At 67.8% G+C, this 17,264-nt stretch carries 21 protein-coding genes; 12 read left to right on the plus strand and 9 right to left on the minus strand.

Features of this window, described 5'->3' with window-relative positions; all coding sequences use genetic code 11:
• Together M3498_09555 and M3498_09560 are read right to left on the minus strand one after the other, a co-directional pair.
• On the minus strand, nt 1-243 hold a 243-nt coding region (locus M3498_09555; GenBank protein ID MDQ3459526.1), incomplete at its 3' end, for a sugar ABC transporter permease.
• An 80-nt stretch (nt 244-323) separates the two neighbouring features.
• The gene (locus M3498_09560) at nt 324-908 is read right to left on the minus strand and encodes a hypothetical protein (protein MDQ3459527.1); all 585 of its coding nucleotides are present in this window, start codon (nt 906-908) and stop codon (nt 324-326) included.
• 205 nt (nt 909-1,113) lie between these two features.
• Between M3498_09560 and M3498_09565 the strand changes: the two genes are divergently transcribed.
• Nucleotides 1,114-2,223 (plus strand): MFS transporter, encoded by a 1,110-nt coding sequence (locus tag M3498_09565; GenBank protein ID MDQ3459528.1) that lies wholly within the window; start codon nt 1,114-1,116, stop codon nt 2,221-2,223.
• A gap of 20 nt (nt 2,224-2,243) precedes the next feature.
• Here M3498_09565 and M3498_09570 read toward each other — a convergent pair whose 3' ends face one another.
• The gene (locus tag M3498_09570) at nt 2,244-2,672 is read right to left on the minus strand and encodes a hypothetical protein (protein MDQ3459529.1); all 429 of its coding nucleotides are present in this window, start codon (nt 2,670-2,672) and stop codon (nt 2,244-2,246) included.
• Nucleotides 2,673-2,783: 111 nt separating this feature from the next.
• Here M3498_09570 and M3498_09575 point away from each other — a divergent pair, with 111 nt between their 5' ends.
• The 3 genes from M3498_09575 (at nt 2,784) to M3498_09585 (ending at nt 3,896) form a co-directional block, all read left to right on the plus strand.
• On the plus strand, nt 2,784-2,942 hold the full coding sequence (locus M3498_09575) for a hypothetical protein (protein ID MDQ3459530.1): 159 nt from the start codon (nt 2,784-2,786) through the stop codon (nt 2,940-2,942).
• Nucleotides 2,943-3,000: 58 nt separating this feature from the next.
• Nucleotides 3,001-3,387, plus strand: a complete 387-nt coding sequence (locus M3498_09580; protein MDQ3459531.1) for a nuclear transport factor 2 family protein — start codon at nt 3,001-3,003, stop codon at nt 3,385-3,387.
• A gap of 200 nt (nt 3,388-3,587) precedes the next feature.
• Nucleotides 3,588-3,896, plus strand: coding sequence for an iron-sulfur cluster assembly protein (locus tag M3498_09585; GenBank protein ID MDQ3459532.1), 309 nt, complete (start codon nt 3,588-3,590; stop codon nt 3,894-3,896).
• A 28-nt stretch (nt 3,897-3,924) separates the two neighbouring features.
• Here M3498_09585 and acpS read toward each other — a convergent pair whose 3' ends face one another.
• Nucleotides 3,925-4,287, minus strand: coding sequence for a holo-ACP synthase (gene acpS, locus M3498_09590; protein MDQ3459533.1), 363 nt, complete (start codon nt 4,285-4,287; stop codon nt 3,925-3,927).
• Nucleotides 4,288-4,358: 71 nt separating this feature from the next.
• Nucleotides 4,359-5,039, minus strand: a complete 681-nt coding sequence (gene rpiA, locus M3498_09595; protein MDQ3459534.1) for a ribose-5-phosphate isomerase RpiA — start codon at nt 5,037-5,039, stop codon at nt 4,359-4,361.
• 125 nt (nt 5,040-5,164) lie between these two features.
• Here rpiA and M3498_09600 point away from each other — a divergent pair, with 125 nt between their 5' ends.
• Nucleotides 5,165-5,650: a peroxiredoxin gene (locus tag M3498_09600; protein ID MDQ3459535.1), complete on the plus strand. Its 486-nt coding sequence runs from the start codon at nt 5,165-5,167 to the stop codon at nt 5,648-5,650.
• Nucleotides 5,651-5,677: 27 nt separating this feature from the next.
• On the opposite strand, the gene M3498_09605 is transcribed toward M3498_09600, so the two are convergent.
• Entirely contained in the window at nt 5,678-6,490 is an 813-nt protein-coding gene (locus M3498_09605; GenBank protein ID MDQ3459536.1) for an RNA methyltransferase, read from the minus strand.
• Between the two features lie 74 nt (nt 6,491-6,564).
• On the opposite strand from M3498_09605, the gene M3498_09610 reads away from it, so the two are divergent.
• The 7 genes from M3498_09610 to M3498_09640 all read left to right on the plus strand — a co-directional run bounded on the left by M3498_09610 (nt 6,565) and on the right by M3498_09640 (nt 14,821).
• Nucleotides 6,565-7,143: a glycerol-3-phosphate acyltransferase gene (locus M3498_09610; protein ID MDQ3459537.1), complete on the plus strand. Its 579-nt coding sequence runs from the start codon at nt 6,565-6,567 to the stop codon at nt 7,141-7,143.
• Between the two features lie 127 nt (nt 7,144-7,270).
• Nucleotides 7,271-8,530, plus strand: a complete 1,260-nt coding sequence (locus M3498_09615; GenBank protein ID MDQ3459538.1) for a TCR/Tet family MFS transporter — start codon at nt 7,271-7,273, stop codon at nt 8,528-8,530.
• Nucleotides 8,531-9,083: 553 nt separating this feature from the next.
• On the plus strand, nt 9,084-10,871 hold the full coding sequence (locus M3498_09620; GenBank protein ID MDQ3459539.1) for an ABC transporter ATP-binding protein/permease: 1,788 nt from the start codon (nt 9,084-9,086) through the stop codon (nt 10,869-10,871).
• A complete protein-coding gene (locus M3498_09625) occupies nt 10,868-11,878 on the plus strand; it encodes a GNAT family N-acetyltransferase (GenBank protein MDQ3459540.1) in 1,011 nt (336 codons plus the stop codon). Before M3498_09620 ends, M3498_09625 begins: the two co-directional genes overlap by 4 nt.
• Nucleotides 11,879-11,888: 10 nt before the next feature.
• The gene (locus tag M3498_09630) at nt 11,889-13,700 is read left to right on the plus strand and encodes an ABC transporter ATP-binding protein/permease (GenBank protein ID MDQ3459541.1); all 1,812 of its coding nucleotides are present in this window, start codon (nt 11,889-11,891) and stop codon (nt 13,698-13,700) included.
• Between the two features lie 33 nt (nt 13,701-13,733).
• Nucleotides 13,734-14,444, plus strand: coding sequence for a class I SAM-dependent methyltransferase (locus tag M3498_09635; GenBank protein ID MDQ3459542.1), 711 nt, complete (start codon nt 13,734-13,736; stop codon nt 14,442-14,444).
• Nucleotides 14,445-14,497: 53 nt separating this feature from the next.
• Nucleotides 14,498-14,821 (plus strand): nucleotidyltransferase domain-containing protein, encoded by a 324-nt coding sequence (locus M3498_09640; GenBank protein ID MDQ3459543.1) that lies wholly within the window; start codon nt 14,498-14,500, stop codon nt 14,819-14,821.
• A 119-nt stretch (nt 14,822-14,940) separates the two neighbouring features.
• On the opposite strand, the gene M3498_09645 is transcribed toward M3498_09640, so the two are convergent.
• The 3 genes from M3498_09645 to M3498_09655 form a co-directional block, all read right to left on the minus strand.
• On the minus strand, nt 14,941-15,636 hold the full coding sequence (locus tag M3498_09645; protein ID MDQ3459544.1) for a molybdenum cofactor biosynthesis protein MoaE: 696 nt from the start codon (nt 15,634-15,636) through the stop codon (nt 14,941-14,943).
• Nucleotides 15,633-16,592, minus strand: coding sequence for a hypothetical protein (locus M3498_09650; protein MDQ3459545.1), 960 nt, complete (start codon nt 16,590-16,592; stop codon nt 15,633-15,635). Before M3498_09650 ends, M3498_09645 begins: the two co-directional genes overlap by 4 nt.
• Nucleotides 16,593-16,761: 169 nt before the next feature.
• Nucleotides 16,762-17,264: M20/M25/M40 family metallo-hydrolase (locus M3498_09655; protein MDQ3459546.1), on the minus strand; the 503-nt coding region annotated here is incomplete at its 5' end.

A 17,264-nucleotide genomic window follows, 5' to 3' on the forward strand; every position in this document is an offset into this window, starting at 1 on the left:
GAAGCGCTCGAGGCGCAAGCCTTGGATGGCCGTGGCGATGGTGTAGGAGAGGCCGACAAAGAGCGGCAGGGTCAGCGCGGCAAAGACCAGGGTGACACGGAACGATTCCCAAAGCGCGCGGTCTCCAAGCAGCCTGCGGAAGTTGCCCAGGCCGACGTAAGCGGGCGCGGACAGGCCCGACCAGTCCCAGAAGGCGTAGCGAAAGACCGCCAGGAGCGGCCACAGGCTGAAGGCCAGGAGCACGGCGAGGGCGGGCAGGGCCAGCCAGGCCGCTCGAGAGGAGGCTTTCAGCGCCGGCCCTTCAAGAGATCATCCTGAGCATCTTAAAAGAGCACGCGCACGCCCAGGCTGAGGAGTTGCAGGTCGCTCGACTCGAGCTCGAGGGCCAAGCCGCCCACAGGGCCGCCCAGGACAGGGTCGTCCAGGTAGTAGCGCAGCTGCGCCGACCAGGCCAGCGAGGGGCCGCCCGCGGCGTAACCCGGCGCCAGGTACAAGGACGCGGTCATGGGCAGGTCGAGGCTGAAGAGGAGGTCGGTGCCGACGATTCCGCCCAGGTGCGCCGACAGGCCCGCGGAGCCGTAGCCGACATCCGCCCCCGCGCCGACGGCCAGGGGCGGCGTGGTCCCGACCGCGGGCAAGACGAGCGCGCTGAGCGAGAGGCGCGTTCCCCAGACGCCGGGCGCGACGAGCGCCTCGAGCCCCAGCGAGGCGTCTATGACGGGCACCGGCACCACCACTTCAGCGCCCAGTCTGGCCGAGGGTCCGGCAAGATAACCGAGCGAGCTAAAGAGGGCGTTCTCCAAAAAGACCGACGGCGAGGCGGCGACCTGGCCCCCCAGGAGGAGTGCAAAGAGCAGGCCGAGGCGGCGCAGGACGGTGGCGAGTCTGCTCAGGCGAGGCTTGGTCATGTTCATCACACTACCACTCGGGCTAGCCTATCCGCTTTAGGCGCATAGGGGCTAGCGGAGCACCCAGACCAGCATGACGATTTGCACAAGCGCCAGGGCCAGCAGGAGAAAGAAGTTGGTCGAGCGGAAAAAGCTCTTCATGGCTGATTCTACTTCGCCGGAGGGCGAATTGCCTCCGGTCAGAAGAGCAGCTTATGATGCTGCGGTGAGTTCTCCCCGCTATCTCTTCCTGACCGGCTCGCTGGCCTTTTTGAGCATCGGGGCCTTGCAGGCCGTCTACGGCCCGGCCTTTCCTCAGCTGCGCCAGAGCTTCGGCGTGGGCGCCGCGCAGGTCGGGCTGGTGGTCAGCTTGCACTTCGCGGGCGCGGTCATCGCCATCTTGCTCCTGGGCATGCTTCTTACGCGCTTCGGCTACCACCGCATCCTGGGCGTTTCGGGCCTCTTCATGACGGCGGGCTGCGCCGTCATGGCGGCGGGAGCGAGCTGGGAGGTCCTGCTCCTCGGCGCCTTCGTCGCGGGCTTGGGCTTCGGCGGGCTGGACATCGGACTCAACGTGCTCTTCGCGCAGGGCTTCGGCGAGCGGAGCGCGGCGGCGCTCAACCTGCTGAACGCCAGCTTCGGCCTCGGCGCGATCCTGGGGCCGCTCTTGGTGGCGGCCTTTCTGCCCTTGGGCTTTCGCGGGCCGCTCCTGGTCATGGCTCTCGTCAGCGGGCTCTTGACGCTGCTCCTCTTCGGGGTGAGACCCGCCGCGCAGCCCGCCGGGGCGGGCACCCAGACCTCGGGGCTGGTGAGCCTCCTCGGTTTCATCCTGCTCTACTTCTTCTACGTGGGCGGTGAGGTGGGTACGGCCTCGTGGCAGGCGACGCACCTGGCGCCGAGCTACGGCGAGGCGAACGCCGCCCTGCTGACCTCGCTCTTCTGGGCGGCCCTGACGGTGGGCCGGCTCCTGGCCGCGCCGCTCAGCCTCGTCCTGCGCCCGCCCACGCTCGTCCTCGGCGCGGCCGGGCTGGCCTTCTTGAGCCTCTTGCTCAGTCACTCCCTCGAGCTGGCGCCCTACGCCTACACGCTGACCGGCCTCTTCCTGGCGCCCGTCTTTCCGACCGGGCTGGTGTGGTTGCGGCAGACCTTTCCGCGCCGGGCGGCGGGGGCGACCGCCATCGTGGTGGCGAGCGCCAGCTTCGGCGCGGTGGTCTTTCCGCCGCTCATAGGGGTCGCGGTCGAGTTCGGCGGGGGCGCCCTCATCCCCAGCAGCCTGGCGGCCGTCGCCTCGGTCTGCCTCCTCAGCGCCGCCCTGCTCTGGTGGTTCAAGCGCTGATGGTTCAAGCGCTGAGGAGGTTACTGTTTGCGGAGTTCCAGCGTGCCGGTGACGTAGGGGTCGCAGCCTTTTGAGAGATACGTCCCCGTCAGCATCTCCTCCTCGTGACTGAGTTCGGCGTTGTAAAGACAACCTTGCGTGGCCGAGGAGATGAGGCTCAGACTGAGGGTCTCACTGTGGAGCAGTTGGCCGCGGACGATGCCGCTTCCGCCGCCGGCGATCGCGCCCTGCCAGGTTCCGCCGAGCGCGCCGCCGTAGGGAGCGCTCTGGGTAAGGATGGTGAGGCCGAGCGCGCCTTCGCCGCCGACGCTGTCGAGAACGGTCCCCGACCACTGGCCGGTGTAGTCAAAGGAGAGCGGCGGTTCATAAGGAGGTGGGGGCGGCGGAATGGGGCACGCCGTCAACAAAAAACTCAGGCCGATGACGCCAGAGAGTACAGGGAGCTTCATGCATGTCCTTTCGCCTGCTCGACCGGTCTTTGACCAGTTACCTGCTTGAAGTGATAAGAGTATAGCGTAAACGCATCAGCGGGCGCTGCTCGGGACCGCGCTTGGACCGCCGTGCGCAGCGAGCTCCACGAACTGGGGCTTTTCAGCCACGAAGACTACCTGCGCGCCTTTCATGAGGCGGGGCTCGAGGTGAGGCACGACCCCGAGGGCCTGATGGGTCGAGGGCTCTCCCTCGGCAGGCGTCCGGCAAAGGCACCGCCTGAACAATAGCGGCGTCGCTCTCTGTCTTGCCGCTGACGACTCCTTAAGCTGAAAGGAGGAGGTCAGAATGCCTAGCAGTGTGGCGCAGCGCTTCATGGACGCGTTGCAGGAGATCGAAAAGAGCGGCGAGGTGGACGCGCTCGTCAGCCTCTTCAGTGAGGACGCCTCGCTGAGGCGCATGGCGCAAGACGACGGCTACCGGGGCAAGGAGGAGGCGACCGCCTTCTGGTGCGAGTACCTGTCGGTCTTTGGCGAGGTGAGGACCACCTTCAACAACACCATCGAGAATGGCGGCCACGCCGTCCTCGAGTGGACCTCTGAGGGCAGCTTTCCCACCGGCAAAGGGTTGCGCTACGAGGGCGTGAGCATCCTCGAGCTAGCGGGCGACAAGGTCACGGGCTTTCGCACCTACTACGACTCGGCGGCCTTTGTCGAGGACGGCGCCAAGGATTAGAGAGGGCTCGAGCCAGGGCTGAGCGCGCTCTTTTTTTGCACCCGCCACGCCCGCCTCCCGCAATTGTGCAAATCTTAATCTTCCTTAAGATCCAGTTGAGCTATACTGTCAACAAACTGGAGGTGCGAAGAGAGCTAGACGCTCCTAGTTTAGCGGCGAGGCGGCAGGAAGAACCCGAGACGGGGGCCAAGGAGCAAGCCATGGTGGATTTGGTAGAGGTCAGCCCTTCGGTATACGCGGACCAGGTCAAGCACGCCCTCGAGACGGTCGTCGACCCCGAGCGCAGGCGCAGCATCATCGAACTGGGCCTGGTGTCGTCAGTGAAGGTTACCGGTCAGCAGGTCACGGTCACGCTGGTGCAGCCCGCGGGCCGGCCGCTCAGTTCCTACCTGCTCTACTCGGTAAGGCGCGCCGTTTCAGCCTTCCCGGCTGTGCGCAGCGTCGAGGTCAAGATCACCGATCCGCCCGCCAAAGCCAAACTTCAGGAGCCGCACCGGCTTCACCTCTAAGTTGGGTCGGCATAAAGTACAGCACCGGCTAAGGGGCTTCCAAGACTACCATCGCCCCGGCGTAGTCGCGGGAGTGGGTGAGGCTCAGGTGGGCGGCCTGCCCCTTCGCGCTGAGCTGCTCCTGGATGAGCGGGGAAAACTGCAGCCTGGGCTTGACGCCCTCCATCGCTACCCACACGTCGCGCCAGCCGTGCGACTCGGGCCAGCACTTCTGGAAGGCCTCCTTGGCGGCGAAGCGCGCCGCCAGGGAGGCCAGCGGCGAGCCCTTCTTGAGGCAGTAGGCGATCTCGTCAGGGGTGTAGTGGCGCTCCAAGAAGCGCTCGCGGTGCAGGTTCCAGACCTTTTCGATGCGCTCGAGCTCGATGATGTCCAGTCCGACGGCGATTATCATGGCTTCAGTCTACGCGTCCGCCGGCCCGAAGACCGTGACCCGCCGCCCCGCGAGCCGCACGCTGTTCGCGCTCACCGGCGCAGTTCCCGTACGCCCGTCGCGGTGGCGAGGTAGGCGAGATGGGCCATGCCCAGGAAGAGGCCGTGCTCGATGACGCCGGGAACCCTGGGGATTTCGGCGGCCAAGAGCGGCGCCGACATGGCGTCGCCGAAGTGGCAGTCGAGGATGAAGTGGCCGTTGTCGGTGACGAAGGGCGCACCGTCTTGCAGCCGGAGAACGACCTCGCAGCCCAGCTTGCTCAGGTCGGCCTGAGCGGCACGCCAGCCAAAGCGGACGACTTCGACCGGCAGCGGCGCCCGCTCGCCGAGCGCGTTCACGAGCTTGCTGCCGTCGCCGATGAGGATGAAGAGCCCGGCCCTGGCGGCGACGATCTTTTCGCGGGTGAGCGCGCCGCCCAAGCCCTTGATGGCGTCGCAGCTCTCGGTCAGCTCGTCTACGCCGTCGATGGCGACGGCCACGCCCGCGGTGCCCAACGCCACCAGCGGGATAGCCTGCGCGAGCGCCAAGGCCGCGCTCGCCTCGGAGGTGGGCACGCCCCTTACGTCCCTCAACTCGCCCGCGGCGAGACGCCGGCCGAGCTCGAGGATGGCGTGCCTAGCGGTGCTGCCGCTGCCGAGGCCGACGGTCATGCCGCTTCTTACGTGCGCCACGGCCTTGACGGCCGCCTGCGCCTTTTGCTCTTCGGCGGCCATCAGGCCCCTGCCCGAGCCCCTGGCCTCTGGAGTCCGGCGAGGGGCGCCGCCTCCGCTTTTCTGGCGATGTCCATGGTTGTCAGTCTAAGCCAATCCGCAAGCTGCATAGAGGGTTAGAATGAGGCATGGAAAACTTACAAAAGGGCGATCAAGCCCCAGCCTTCACACTCGATTCGAACCGGGGCGAGCAGTCCCTGGCAGGCCACAGGGGCGAGTGGCTGGTGCTCTACTTCTACCCAAAGGACGACACCCCGGGCTGCACCGCCGAAGCTTGTGATTTCAGAGACCTCGGCCCAAGCATGCCGGCCAAGGTTCTAGGCGTTTCCGGTGACGACGTGGACTCCCACAACCGTTTTGCCGAAGCCTACGCCCTGAACTTCCCCCTGCTTTTCGATAGAGACCACCGGGTGGCCAGGGCTTACGGGGCTTACGGCGAGAAGACCACGGTCGGCACCATGGTCGGCACCAAGCGTGCGGGCGTCATCCGCTCCACGTTTATCATCGGCCCCACCGGTGAGATCGAAGAGGCCATGTACGACGTCAAAGCACAGGGTCATGGGCAGAAGGTGGCGGACAGGCTGCAAGAGTTGCAGGCGGTCTATAACACCTGATGGGCTCGAGCATGGTGTCGGCTGGCCTTAATCGGATGAGGCCTGGAGGCGCTGGCGCAGCGCCTCGTAGACGAGCAGCGCCCCGGCGGTCGCCACGTTGAGGCTGTCGGCGGCGCCGCGCATGGGAACCTTGACGCGGCCGTGCGCCGCCGTCTCCCAGCCTTCGGACAGGCCCTGGTGCTCGGTGCCGAGGACGATGGCGACCCGGCCCAGATAGCGCTCCTGCCAGTAGCTCAGCGCCGCCTGCGGCGAGGCGGCGACGATGCGATAGCCCCGCGCCCCCAGCCACCCCAGGAGCGCGGGACCGTCCACTGGCAGCGCCGGCAGGCTGAAGACGCTGCCCATGCTGGCGCGGATCACGTTGGGGTTGTAAAAGTCCGTACCCGCGCCGGTGGCGAAGACCGCCGCCACACCCGCGCCGTCGGCGGTTCTTAGGAGCGCGCCCAGGTTGCCGGGCTTTTCCAGGCCGTCGAGCACCAGCACCAAGGCGTCGTCGCCGAGCTCGAGCGCCGCTAGGCTCAGCTCTCGCGCCCGCGCCACCGCCAGGACGCCGTCGGGATGCTCGCGCTGGCTGGCCTTTTTAAAGGCCGCCTGGGAGAGCTCGAGCACCTCCAGGGCAGGGGAGACCCGGCTCAAGAGCTCTCTGCCCTCGGGTCCCAAAAAGCTGGGGCAGATATAGAGCTCCCGCAAGGGGACAGCGGCCTCGAGCGCCCGCTTCACCTCCCGCGCGCCCTCGACGACGAAGCGGCCCTGGCGTTCGCGAGCCCGGCGCTCTCTCAGCTTGACCAGCGCCTTGACGCGGGGGTTTTGGGGGCTGTCGATGGTGAGGCGCGGCGGCACGCCCCCAGTTTAGCCTTCCCTATCGGGCAGGTGAGTACAGAGGGTGATAGGCTGGCGGGTGATAGGCTGGCGCGGTGGACGCCCTCCTCGTGCTGCTCGCCTATCTGGTCGGCTCGGTCAGCGTCGGCGTCCTGGTCAGCCGCTATCATGGCGAGGACATCCGCGCGCGCGACCTGCCGGGGACGTCGGGGATGTTCAGGCAGTACGGCCCGGTCTGGGGCTTTGCGGTGCTCCTGCTCGATATGGTCAAGGGCGCCCTCGCCGCCTGGATTGCGTCGGCTCTCGGCGCGGCCCCCTGGGTCTTGCCGCTGGCGGCTCTGGCGGTGGTGGCGGGGCACATCTACCCGGTCCTCTTCGGCTTTCGCGGCGGCGGCGGGCTGGCGACGAGCGCGGGTTTTCTGCTCTACCTCTACCCGCTGCTCACGCTGGCGACGCTGGCCCTGGGTGTGACCATCGCCGGGCTCTACCATCTCGTCTACTGGGGGCGCAGGAGGCGGGGCGTCTATCCTATCCCTTTCGCCTCGCCCTTTGCCTACCTCTTTCTCCTGGTGATGCTGAGAGACGACCCAGTCGGCCTCCGGGCGGTCGCCCTGATGACCTTGGTCCTCGGGCTGCGCGGCCTGCAACTCCTGCGCCGGCCTAGACTCACCTGAACCGGACTCACCTTAACCAGGCTCACCGGGACATGGCGAGAATGGGCATGGCCGGCCCGCTACGGTCGCGGCCGGCTCTGGTAGAGTTTTAGCTTGTGGCTTACGCGAGCAGCGAGAAGGCAAGCCCATGAGGCGAGGGCGAAGAGCGGGGATGGCCTTCATCCTGGCGACGCTGTTTTTGGACATCTTGGGCATCGGCCTGGTCATCCCTGTCCTGCCGGAGCTGGTTACCGGCTTCGTCGGCGGCGACCCGACGGTGGCCGCCTTCTATTACGGGCCGATCGCCGCCGTCTACGCGGTCATGCAGTTCGTCTTCGCGCCCGTCCTGGGTTCGCTCTCGGACCGCTTCGGGCGCCGGCCGGTCATCCTGCTCTCGCTCTTCGGCTTCGGCGTGAACTACCTCGTCCTAGCCTTGGCGCCGACGCTCCTCTGGCTCGTGGTCGGCCGCGCCCTGGCGGGCGTCACCGGGGCGACCATCACGGCGGGCAACGCCTACATCGCCGATATCTCCACCGATAAGAACCGGGCGCAGAACTTCGGCCTGGTGGGCGCGGCCTTTGGGCTCGGCTTTATCCTGGGCCCGGCCTTTGGTGGGATTTTGGGCGCGCTAGACCCCCGGCTGCCCTTCTGGGCGGCGGCAGGATTGGTGTTCGTCAACCTGCTCTACGGCTACTTCATCCTGCCCGAGTCGCTGGCGTCAGAGAGCCGCCGCCCCTTCTCCTGGCGCCGCGCCAACCCGCTCGCCAGCCTGCTTTACCTGCGCGCCTATCCCCTCGTCCTGGGTCTGGCGGCGGCGACCGTTCTCCTGTCGCTGGCGCAGCGCGGCCTGGAGACCGTGTGGGTGCTTTACACGAACTACTCGTTTGGCTGGCTGGCGCTCGAGAACGGCCTCTCGCTGGCGGCGGTGGGCTTCAGCACCGCACTCGTCCAGGGCGGGCTGGTGCGCGTGCTCATCCCCAGGTTCGGCGAGCGCCGCGCCATCGTCCTGGCGCTGGTGTGCTCCCTCGCCGCCTACACCCTCTTCGGCCTGGCGACCGAGGGCTGGATGATGTACCTGGTCATCGTGGTGTTCGCGCTCGGCGCCCTGGCCGGCCCCGCCATTCAGAGCCTGGTGACCGGCACCGTCCGCGCCGACGAGCAGGGGCGGGTGCAGGGGTCCATCTCTTCGCTGGTGAGCCTGAGCAGCGTCGTCGCGCCGCTCATGTCCACGGGACTCTTCGGCTACTTCACGAGCGAGAGGGCGCCCGTTCTCCTGCCGGGGGCGCCCTTCTACCTGAGCGCCGTGTTTGTCGCCCTGGCGCTCCTCTTGGTCTTCAGGCTCTTTGGCAATGCCGCGCCCCGCGGTCGGATGCGGCGTGAACCGGCGGAGGGCAGGGGCGCGCGCTGACTCGCTCGAGCCTCGTTGCCATGCCGGTCGTTCCTGCCCCTTGAAGCGCTAATGACGGCGAAGATGCGGCCGAAGTTGTCCGCGGGAGAGGGTATTGACATCCTCGAGCAGGTCTGCTACCGTTGCTCAGGTTGCATTTATTCGAGAGGAGGCAGGCCCAGATGGTTTACCGTAACCGCAGCGCACATCCCACCGCCGCTGGTGCAGGGGAGTGGTCTGCCCATTTGTAGCCTTCTTTAGCTAAAGCGAGGCCGTGGGCGATCCGAGACCCCACGGCCTTTTTCTTGCCGATTTGCAGCCCGATTTTCAGCCGATCGTCACATGCAGGAGCCGTGGAGGAGCATCCGCAGTTGCTGTTCAGCGCCCTGATGGCGCACGAGGTGATGATGAAGGCCACCACAAGGAATCCACACACGACGAAGCGCCCCGCCTCGAGCCCGAACCCATGCGCTTGCGGCACGCTTGCTCCACCGGCTCGAGAGCCGCGCCTGCGCACCGTCACCCTTCCCGTCACCCTCCCCGTCACCCTCTCACGCCGAAAACGGACGCGCCCATGACCATCCCCTTGAGACGCTACGGCACCCTGCTCCTTTACTATTTGAGGCCCCAGTGGCCCAAGGCGCTCTTGCTGGCCGTCCTGCTCCTCGGCAGCATCGGCCTCCAGCTCCTGGTGCCGCAGATCCTGCGCTTTTTCATCGACACCGCCACGAGCGGCGGCGAGTTGCGCCCCCTCACGGTCGCGGCCCTGGTCTTCCTGGCGGTCGGCGTCGGCTACCAGTTGCTCAGCGCCTGGGCGACCTATGTCGGAGCCGACGTGGGCTGGACGGCCACCAACCGCATGCGCGCCGACCTAGCGCTGCACTGCCTGAGGCTCGACATGGCCTTTCACAACGCCCGCACCCCCGGCGAGCTTATCGAGCGCATCGACGGCGACATCACCGCCCTGTCGACCTTCTTCTCGGTCTTCACCGTGCGCGTCTTCGGCAGCGCGCTCCTCCTGGTGGGCATCTTGGTCTTGCTCTGGCTCGAGAACCCGCTCGTCGGCGCGGCCCTGACGGCCTTTGCGCTGCTGGTGTCGGTGGCCCTCGGTCGCAGCCGCGAGCTGGCGGTGCCTGCGACCAGGAGCGAGCGCGAGTCGAGCGCCCGGCTCTTCGGCTTTATCGAGGAGCGTCTCTCGGGCCTGGGCGACATCCGCGCGAACGGCGGCGGCCTCTACACCATGCGCCGCTTCGCCGAGGTGACCCGCGACTACTTTTTCCGGGGGCGGCGCGCCTGGATGATGCGCTCGCTCATCTGGCTCCTCACCATGGGCCTCTTCACCGCCGGCTACCTTCTGACGCTGTCCCTGGGCGTCCATCTCTACCTGGCGGGCGCGGTCACGCTCGGCACGAGCTACCTCTTCTTCCAGTACATGATGATGCTCGAGGCCCCCATCGAGCAGATCACCCAGCAGCTGCAGGAGTTGCAGAAGGCCGCGGCCAGCATCGCCCGCGTCGACGAGCTCCTGCGCACGCCCAGGAGCGTCGAGGAGGGAACGCGGGCGCTGCCCGGCGGCTCGCTCGCGGTGAGCTTCGCGGGCGTCAGCTTCGCCTACGGCGACGAGAACGTCTTGGGGAACGTGTCGTTCAGGCTGGCGCCGGGCAGCGTCCTGGGCCTCTTGGGCCGCACCGGCAGCGGCAAGAGCACCCTGACGCGGCTGCTCTTTCGCCTCTACGATCCGACCGCGGGCGCGGTGCGGGTCGGCGGCGTGGACCTGCGGGAGGCCAGCCTGGAGAGCCTGCGCCAGCGGGTCGGCATGGTCACGCAGGAGGTCCAGCTCTTTCACGCCTCCTTGCGCGACAACCTGACCTTCTTCGATCCCAAGGTCTCCGACGCGCGCATCCTCGCGGTGCTGGACGACCTGGGCCTGCGCTCCTGGCTGGACGGCCTGCCGGACGGCTTGGGCACCCCACTCTCCGCGGGCGGGGGCGGCCTGTCGGCGGGCGAGTCGCAGCTCCTGGCCTTTGCCCGGGTCTTTCTGAGAGACCCCGGCCTGGTCATCTTGGACGAGCCCTCCTCGCGCCTCGACCCGGCCACCGAGCGGCTTTTGGAGAGGGCCACCCGCAAGCTCTTGGCGGGCCGCACCGCCATCATCATCGCCCACCGCTTGGCTACCGTGGCCCGCGCCGACGAGATCATGGTGATGGCGGGCGGCCGCGTGCTCGAGCACGGCCCGCGCGAGCGGCTCGCCCGCGACAGGCGTTCGTACTTCCACCGGCTCCTGCACGCGCAGACCGAACCCCCACAGGCCGAACTCCTACAGGCCAAACTCCAGACTGAACCGAGAAAGGAACTGGCATGAGCACGACCCCGAAACCGACCCCTTCACCAAGCCCTTCACAAACGCCCGAGCAGCTTCTCATTCGCCCTTTCACAGCCGCGGACTACCACGCCTTCGTCGCCCTCTCGAACGCCGTCGAGACCGAGCACCCGACGACCGTGGCGGAAGCGCGCTACCGCGACGAGAGCCGCGACCCCAAGTGCCGGCACGCGCGCTTCGTCGCCGAACTGGAGGGCCGCATGGTCGGCTCGGCGGGCTACGGCCAGTGGGCCAGCATGTACCACCCGCGGAAGTTCGGGGTAGGGGTGCAGGTGCATCCCGAGCACCGGCGCCAGGGCGTCGGCGCGGCGCTCTACGACCGCGTCAGCGAGGCGCTCGAGCCCATGGACCCCGTCCTCTTGCGCGCGGGCGCCCGCGAGGACCGGCCCGAGGCCGTGCGCTTTCTGGCGGCTCGAGGCTTTTTGGAGGAAGACCGCGCCTGGGAGTCGCGCTTGGACCCGCAAGCCTTCGACTCGGCGCCTTACCAGGGGCTCGAGCGCAGGCTGAGGGCCGAGGGTATCGTCATCACGACGCTCGCCGAGCTGATGGCCGAGCCCGGCTGGCAAGGCAAGGTCTTCGAGCTCGACTGGCAGGTCTCGCAGGACGAGCCCACGCCCGAAACCCTGACCAAGCCGGACCTGGAGCCCTGGGTCGAAAAGGAGTTCGGCGACCCCAACCTGCTGCCGGAGGCCTACCTCATCGCCGTGGCCGGCGGCGATTACGTCGGCCTGAGCGTCCTCTACAACTCCGGGAGCGGCGACGGGCTCTACAACGGCATGACCGGGGTGACCCGCCCCTACCGCCGCAAGGGCGTGGCGCTGGCGCTTAAAGTAAGAAACCTCCTCTGGGCCAAGGCGAAGGGACATCGCCTCATCAAGACCTGGAACAACACCACCAACCGGCCGATGCTGTCGATCAACGAGCGCCTGGGCTTCGCGAAGCAGCCCGCCGACATCGGCTTCAAGAAGGTCTTGCAGCCGCTCGAGTAAAGGAACGACGATGACCACAGCGACCTCCACAGCGACCTCCAGCCCCAAAGCCATGACCACCGGCCAGTCCATGTGGCGCCTGCTCGCCTACAAACCCTGGCTCTTTCTGATCAACCTCTTGCTGTGGGGCCTGGTCCACAGCCTGCCGCTTGTCTTCGGCCTCCTCACCAAGGCGATTTTCGATGCCCTCGCGGAGGGGGCGCAGGCGGGCGCCAACGTGTGGACGCTGGTGGCGCTGCTGAGCCTGACCAACCTGGGCCGGATGGGCGTCTTCGCCGCCGCCTTCTGGCACTGGGCCAGCTACTGGTTCACCATAGAGTCGCTGCTGCGGCGCAACCTGCTCGACTGGCTCTTGCGGGCGCCGGGCTCGAGGGTCCTGCCCGACTCGCCCAGCGAGGCCGTCAGCCGTTTCCGCGACGACGTCGAAGAGGTGGTCAGCTATATCGAGGACTTCGTGGACGCGGGCGGCCTGCTCGTCTACACCGTCCTCGCCGCCATCATCCTGGCGCTGGTGGACCCCGTGATCACCCTGGTCATCCTCCTGCCACTGCTCGGCATGGTGGGCCTGACGGGCGCGCTCAGCCCCAAGATCCGCCACTACCGCCGCCGCAGCCGCGAGGCCACGGGCCGCATCACCGACTTTATCGGCGAGATGTTCGCCGCGGTGCAGGCCGTCAAGGTGGCCGCCGGCGAGGAGTCGGTGGTCGCGCACTTCAGGGGCCTCAATGAGACGCGGCGCAAGGCGGCGCTGGGTGACAGCCTGCTGAGCGAACTCCTGCGCTCGATCAACGCCAACATGGTCAACATCGGCATGGGTATGGTCCTGCTCCTGGCGGCCCAGGGCATGCGCGCCGGGACCTTTAGCGTCGGCGACTTCGCGCTCTTCGTCGCCTACTTGCCGCGCCTGAGCAGCAGCATGGCCTTTTTCGGCAACTTGCTGGCGCAGCACCGCCGCACCGGGGTGTCCTTCGAGCGCATGACGCGGCTCCTGGCCGACGCGCCGCCGGAGAAGATTCCCGAGCACGCGCCCCTCCACTTGCGCGGCGCCCTGCCCGAGCTGCCGCAGCCCGTCCTGAACCCCGGCGAGCGCCTGGAGAGGCTCAGCGTCGCCGGCCTCAGCTATCACTACCCGGAGGGCGCAAACGGCATCGACGACATCGGCCTGAGCCTGCGGCGCGGCGCCTTTACCGTCGTCACCGGGCGCATCGGCTCGGGCAAGACCACGCTCTTGCGGGTGCTCCTGGGCCTCTTGCCCAAAGACGCCGGCGAGATCCGCTGGAACGGCGAGGTCGTCCGCGACCCCGCCTCCTTCTTCACGCCGCCGCGCAGCGCCTACACGCCGCAGGTGCCGAGGCTGTTTAGCGACAGCCTGCGTGACAACATCCTGATGGGCCACGCGGGCGGGTGGGGCGAGCTGGACGGCGCCATCGACCTCGCGGTGCTGACGCCCGACATCAGGGCGCTCGAGCACGGCTTAGACGCGCTGGTAGGCACCCGCGGGGTCAAGCTCTCGGGCGGCCAGGTCCAGCGCGCCGCCGCCGCGCGGATGTTCGTCCGCGACAGCGAGCTGATGGTCTTCGACGACCTCTCGAGCGCCCTCGACGTGGAGACCGAGCGCCTCCTCTGGGAGCGGCTCTTCGCGCGGCGCGAGGCGACCTGCCTGGTCGTCTCGCACCGCCGCGCCGCCCTGACGCGCGCCGACCACATCGTGGTGATGAAGGGCGGCCGGGTGGAGGCGGAGGGAACGCTGGCGGACCTGCTCGAGACCTCCGAGGAGATGCGCGGGCTGTGGGAGGGAGAGCTCGAGACGGCAGCAATATGATGCCGAAGCTCGCTTCGGGACTGGAGGATGGACATGGGTGAAAAGACCACCTTCCCTTGGACCTTCGATGAATTCAGGCATCTCGGCCTCGACTACGCTGATGCCGAAGTTGTCACAGGCTACGATAGACGCTCACGTGTCGACCCGGCGAGAGAGCGGGAACTGCTCGGGGAGTTGGGCCTGTCGCGAGACCACACCCTCCTCGAGTTCGGCTCCGGGACGGGCGTGCTGGCGCTCGAGGCGGCCAGGCTCTGCCGGAGGGTCATCGCCGTGGACGTGTCGGCCCCCATGCTTGCCCACACGCGCTCACGGGCCGAGGCGTCGGGTATCCGCAACATCGAGTATGTCCATCAAGGATTTTTAAGCTATGAACACCGTGGTGCGCCGGCAGACTTCGTCGTTACCAAAAATGCCCTACACCACCTCCCCGACTTCTGGAAGGTGCAGGCCCTGGCGCGCGTCGCGGCCGTGCTCAGGCCGGGGGGCGTGCTCTATCTTCAGGACTTGGTCTACGCTTTCGAGCCGGAGGATGCCGATGAGGCCATCGGGGTGTGGATCGATAGGGTGGCAGTCGCGCCGGGAGACGGCTGGTCGCGTGCCGAGCTCGAGGAGCACGTGCGGGAGGAGTACAGCACTTATAGCTGGTTGCTCGAGGCGATGCTCGAGGGGGTAGGATTTCACATCGAGGACGCTTGGTACAGCGACCTGAAGGTCTATGCGGGGTACACCTGCATCAGGCGTTGACGCCGGCGACCTCCTCGCCAAAGCAGCGAACGACAGGCGCTATACTGAGGGCGATGCCGAGCGTTACGCTTCCCGAGGTCGCCCATGAGGCGCTGCGGCGGATTCTTGCCCTGGTCAGGCCCGAGAGGGTGATTCTCTTCGGTTCCTGGGCCAGAGGTGAGGCTGGTCCCGACAGCGACATGGACCTGCTGGTCGTGTTGCCCTTCGAGGGCGAGCGATACCGGATTGCCCTCAAACTGCTCGTCGCCCTGGCCGACCTGCCGGTGCCTAAGGACGTGGTCGTCCTGAGCCCACAGGAGTGGGTCAGAAAGCAGGACGTGCCCGGCAGCCTTGCCTATCCTGCGGCTCGAGAGGGCGTCGTCCTCTATGCGGTCTGAGGTGCTGCAAGAAGCTCGAGCTTGGTTGCGAAAAGCCGACTCCGACCTGCGTGGATATCTTGATGCGGGTTGAAGAGGCGCCCTATGACAGCGTCTGCTTTCATTTCCGGGGACGTGTACTAGAGCGTTTCGGCGGCCGCGCTCGAGCCCGCCACCCAGCGGCTCCCCTCGTCCGTCACTTCGCACTTCCAGACGGGCAGGATGTCCTTGCAGCGGTCGATGCAGAACCGACAGGCCAGCAGCGCGTCCTGGCGGTGCCGTGAGGACACCGCGATAATGATCGAAGCCTCGCCCGGCTCGAGCCGTCCCAAACGGTGGGCCAAGGCCAGCCGGCCCAGCTCGTGGCGCGCCCTGGCCTCGCCCGCGACGCGCGCTAGCTGCCGGAGGATCATCCCCTCGTAACCCTCGTAGTCGATATAGGCGACCTCGCTGCCGGCGTTGGGCGAGCGCACCGTGCCCACGAACAGGGCACTAGCGCCGCAACTCGGCGCGCTCACCCTGAGGGTGAGGTCGCCGATATCGAGCGGCTCCCCCGTGACCAGCAGGTAGTCCTCTTCACCCTCGGCATCGTCCTCCGCGCCGCCCGAGACGGGCGGGAAGAAGGCCAGCGTAGCGCCCTCTTTGAGGAGGCTGTCGGGCCTGGCGTAATCCTCGTCGATGGCAGCGAGCGCGCCCTTTAGCGACAGCTCGGGGTAGTCGGCCTCGAGCCGGGCGGCCGCGTCGCGCACGCGAGCGCCGGCCCTCAGCTCGAGCCGGAACTCTCTCGCGCCCGCCGCCTCACGGTAGGAGGCAAAGAGCAAGACCTCGATGGTCATAACGCGCCGCCGGTCTCCGCGTCCCGGTGCAGGCTCTGGGCCACCGCCTCGACCACCCCGTGGGCCACCATGAGCGCCTGGGGATAGCGCATCCTGACCGGGCCGATGAGCATGAGGCAGCCGCCCCCGCCCAGCGCCAGGCGCGCCGAGACGGCGGCCAGGGCGTCCTCGACGGTCACCTCGAGTGTGCTACCGCCGGGTTGGCCGGGGCTCTCGACGCGCTCGAGCAGCGCCCGCACGAACCGCGGGTCGGCGGACTCGGGCTCGGTCATCACGTACTTTAGGCCCTGGTGAACGAGGATGGGCGGCCGCAGCCTGGGCCAGGACGCGGCCAGCGCCCGGAAGGTGCGGGCCACCTCGGCGTCCTCGCGCGCCGCGATGTCGGTAAGGGCCGCCGGCACGTGGCCGACGGGCAGGGTGAGCTGGCGCAGGCTGCTCTCGGCCTTGCTCAAGGCCGACCCCGAGGGAACCGGGTCGAGCTCGATGACGAGCTGGCGCACCAGGCCGCTCTCGAGCACCACCACCGCCAGCAGGCGCGATTGGCTGAGCGCGGAGAGGTGAATCTCCAGGGTCTGGAGCGCATCGTCCTCGAGCAGGCTGACCACCACGGCGTAGCCCGAGAGGTCGGCGGCCAGGCCGGCGACGCTGTGCAAGAGGCTGTCGCCGTGGACGCCCTCGAGCCTGCGCCTCAAGAGCAGCCGCTGCCGGTTGGGCAGCCGCGCGGGCGGCAGGAACTTGCGCGCGTAGCGCCTGTAGGCGCGCCCGGTCGGCACCCGGCCCGCCGAGGTGTGCGGCTGCTGCACGTAGCCCTCGAGCTCCAAAGCGCCGAGTTCGTTGCGCACGGTGGCGCTGCTGAGCTTCATCTTCTCGGCGATCGTCGCCGAGGCGACGGGACGCGCCGAGAGGATGTAGCCCTCGGTCAGCAGGTCCAGGATCTGTGCGCGGCGCTCGTTCATAGGATGCACGATTATATCACGCCGCTAGCGCAGGGCGGTCCGCTCGAGCGTCAAACTCGAGCCGACGTGAAGAGGTTGAACCGGAGAGGTTCAAGTCGCCCCTTGATGAGGCGTAGGGGAGGGTGAGCACCCCCTCCCCTTCTCATGGGAAAACCGCGCAAATCCTGAATCAGCCCTCGAGAAAGTCCAGCGCGCCGCGGCTGAGCAGCTCGACGGCCAGCGGCAGCGCACGCTCGTCGATGTCGAACTGCGGGTGGTGATGGGGCTTGTCGATGCCCGCCGCTTCGTCGCGCGCGCCCACGAAGAAGTAGCAGCCGGGCGCTTCTTGCAGCCACAGGGCCATGTCGTCGCCGCCCATGATGCGCTCGCTCTCCTGCACGCCGTCCTCGCCCAGGACGCTCGCGGCCACACGCTTTAGCCTCTCGGTCATCGCCTCGTCGTTGACCACCGCGGGCGAGCCGACGTTCCAGGTCGTCTCCACGCTGCCGCGCTGCAGCTTGGCCACGCCCTCGGCGACCTCCAGGATGCGCGCCCTCAACGCATCGCGCAGCTCCGGGTCGAAGGTGCGGAGCGTGCCCTTCAGCTCGACCTCGTTCGGAATGATGTTGTAGGCGGTGCCGCCGTGGACCGAGGTGACGGAGACGACCGCCTGTTTGGCGGGGTCCGTCTCTC

This window comes from Deinococcota bacterium (genome assembly GCA_030858465.1).
GTDB lineage: Bacteria > Deinococcota > Deinococci > Deinococcales > Trueperaceae > JALZLY01.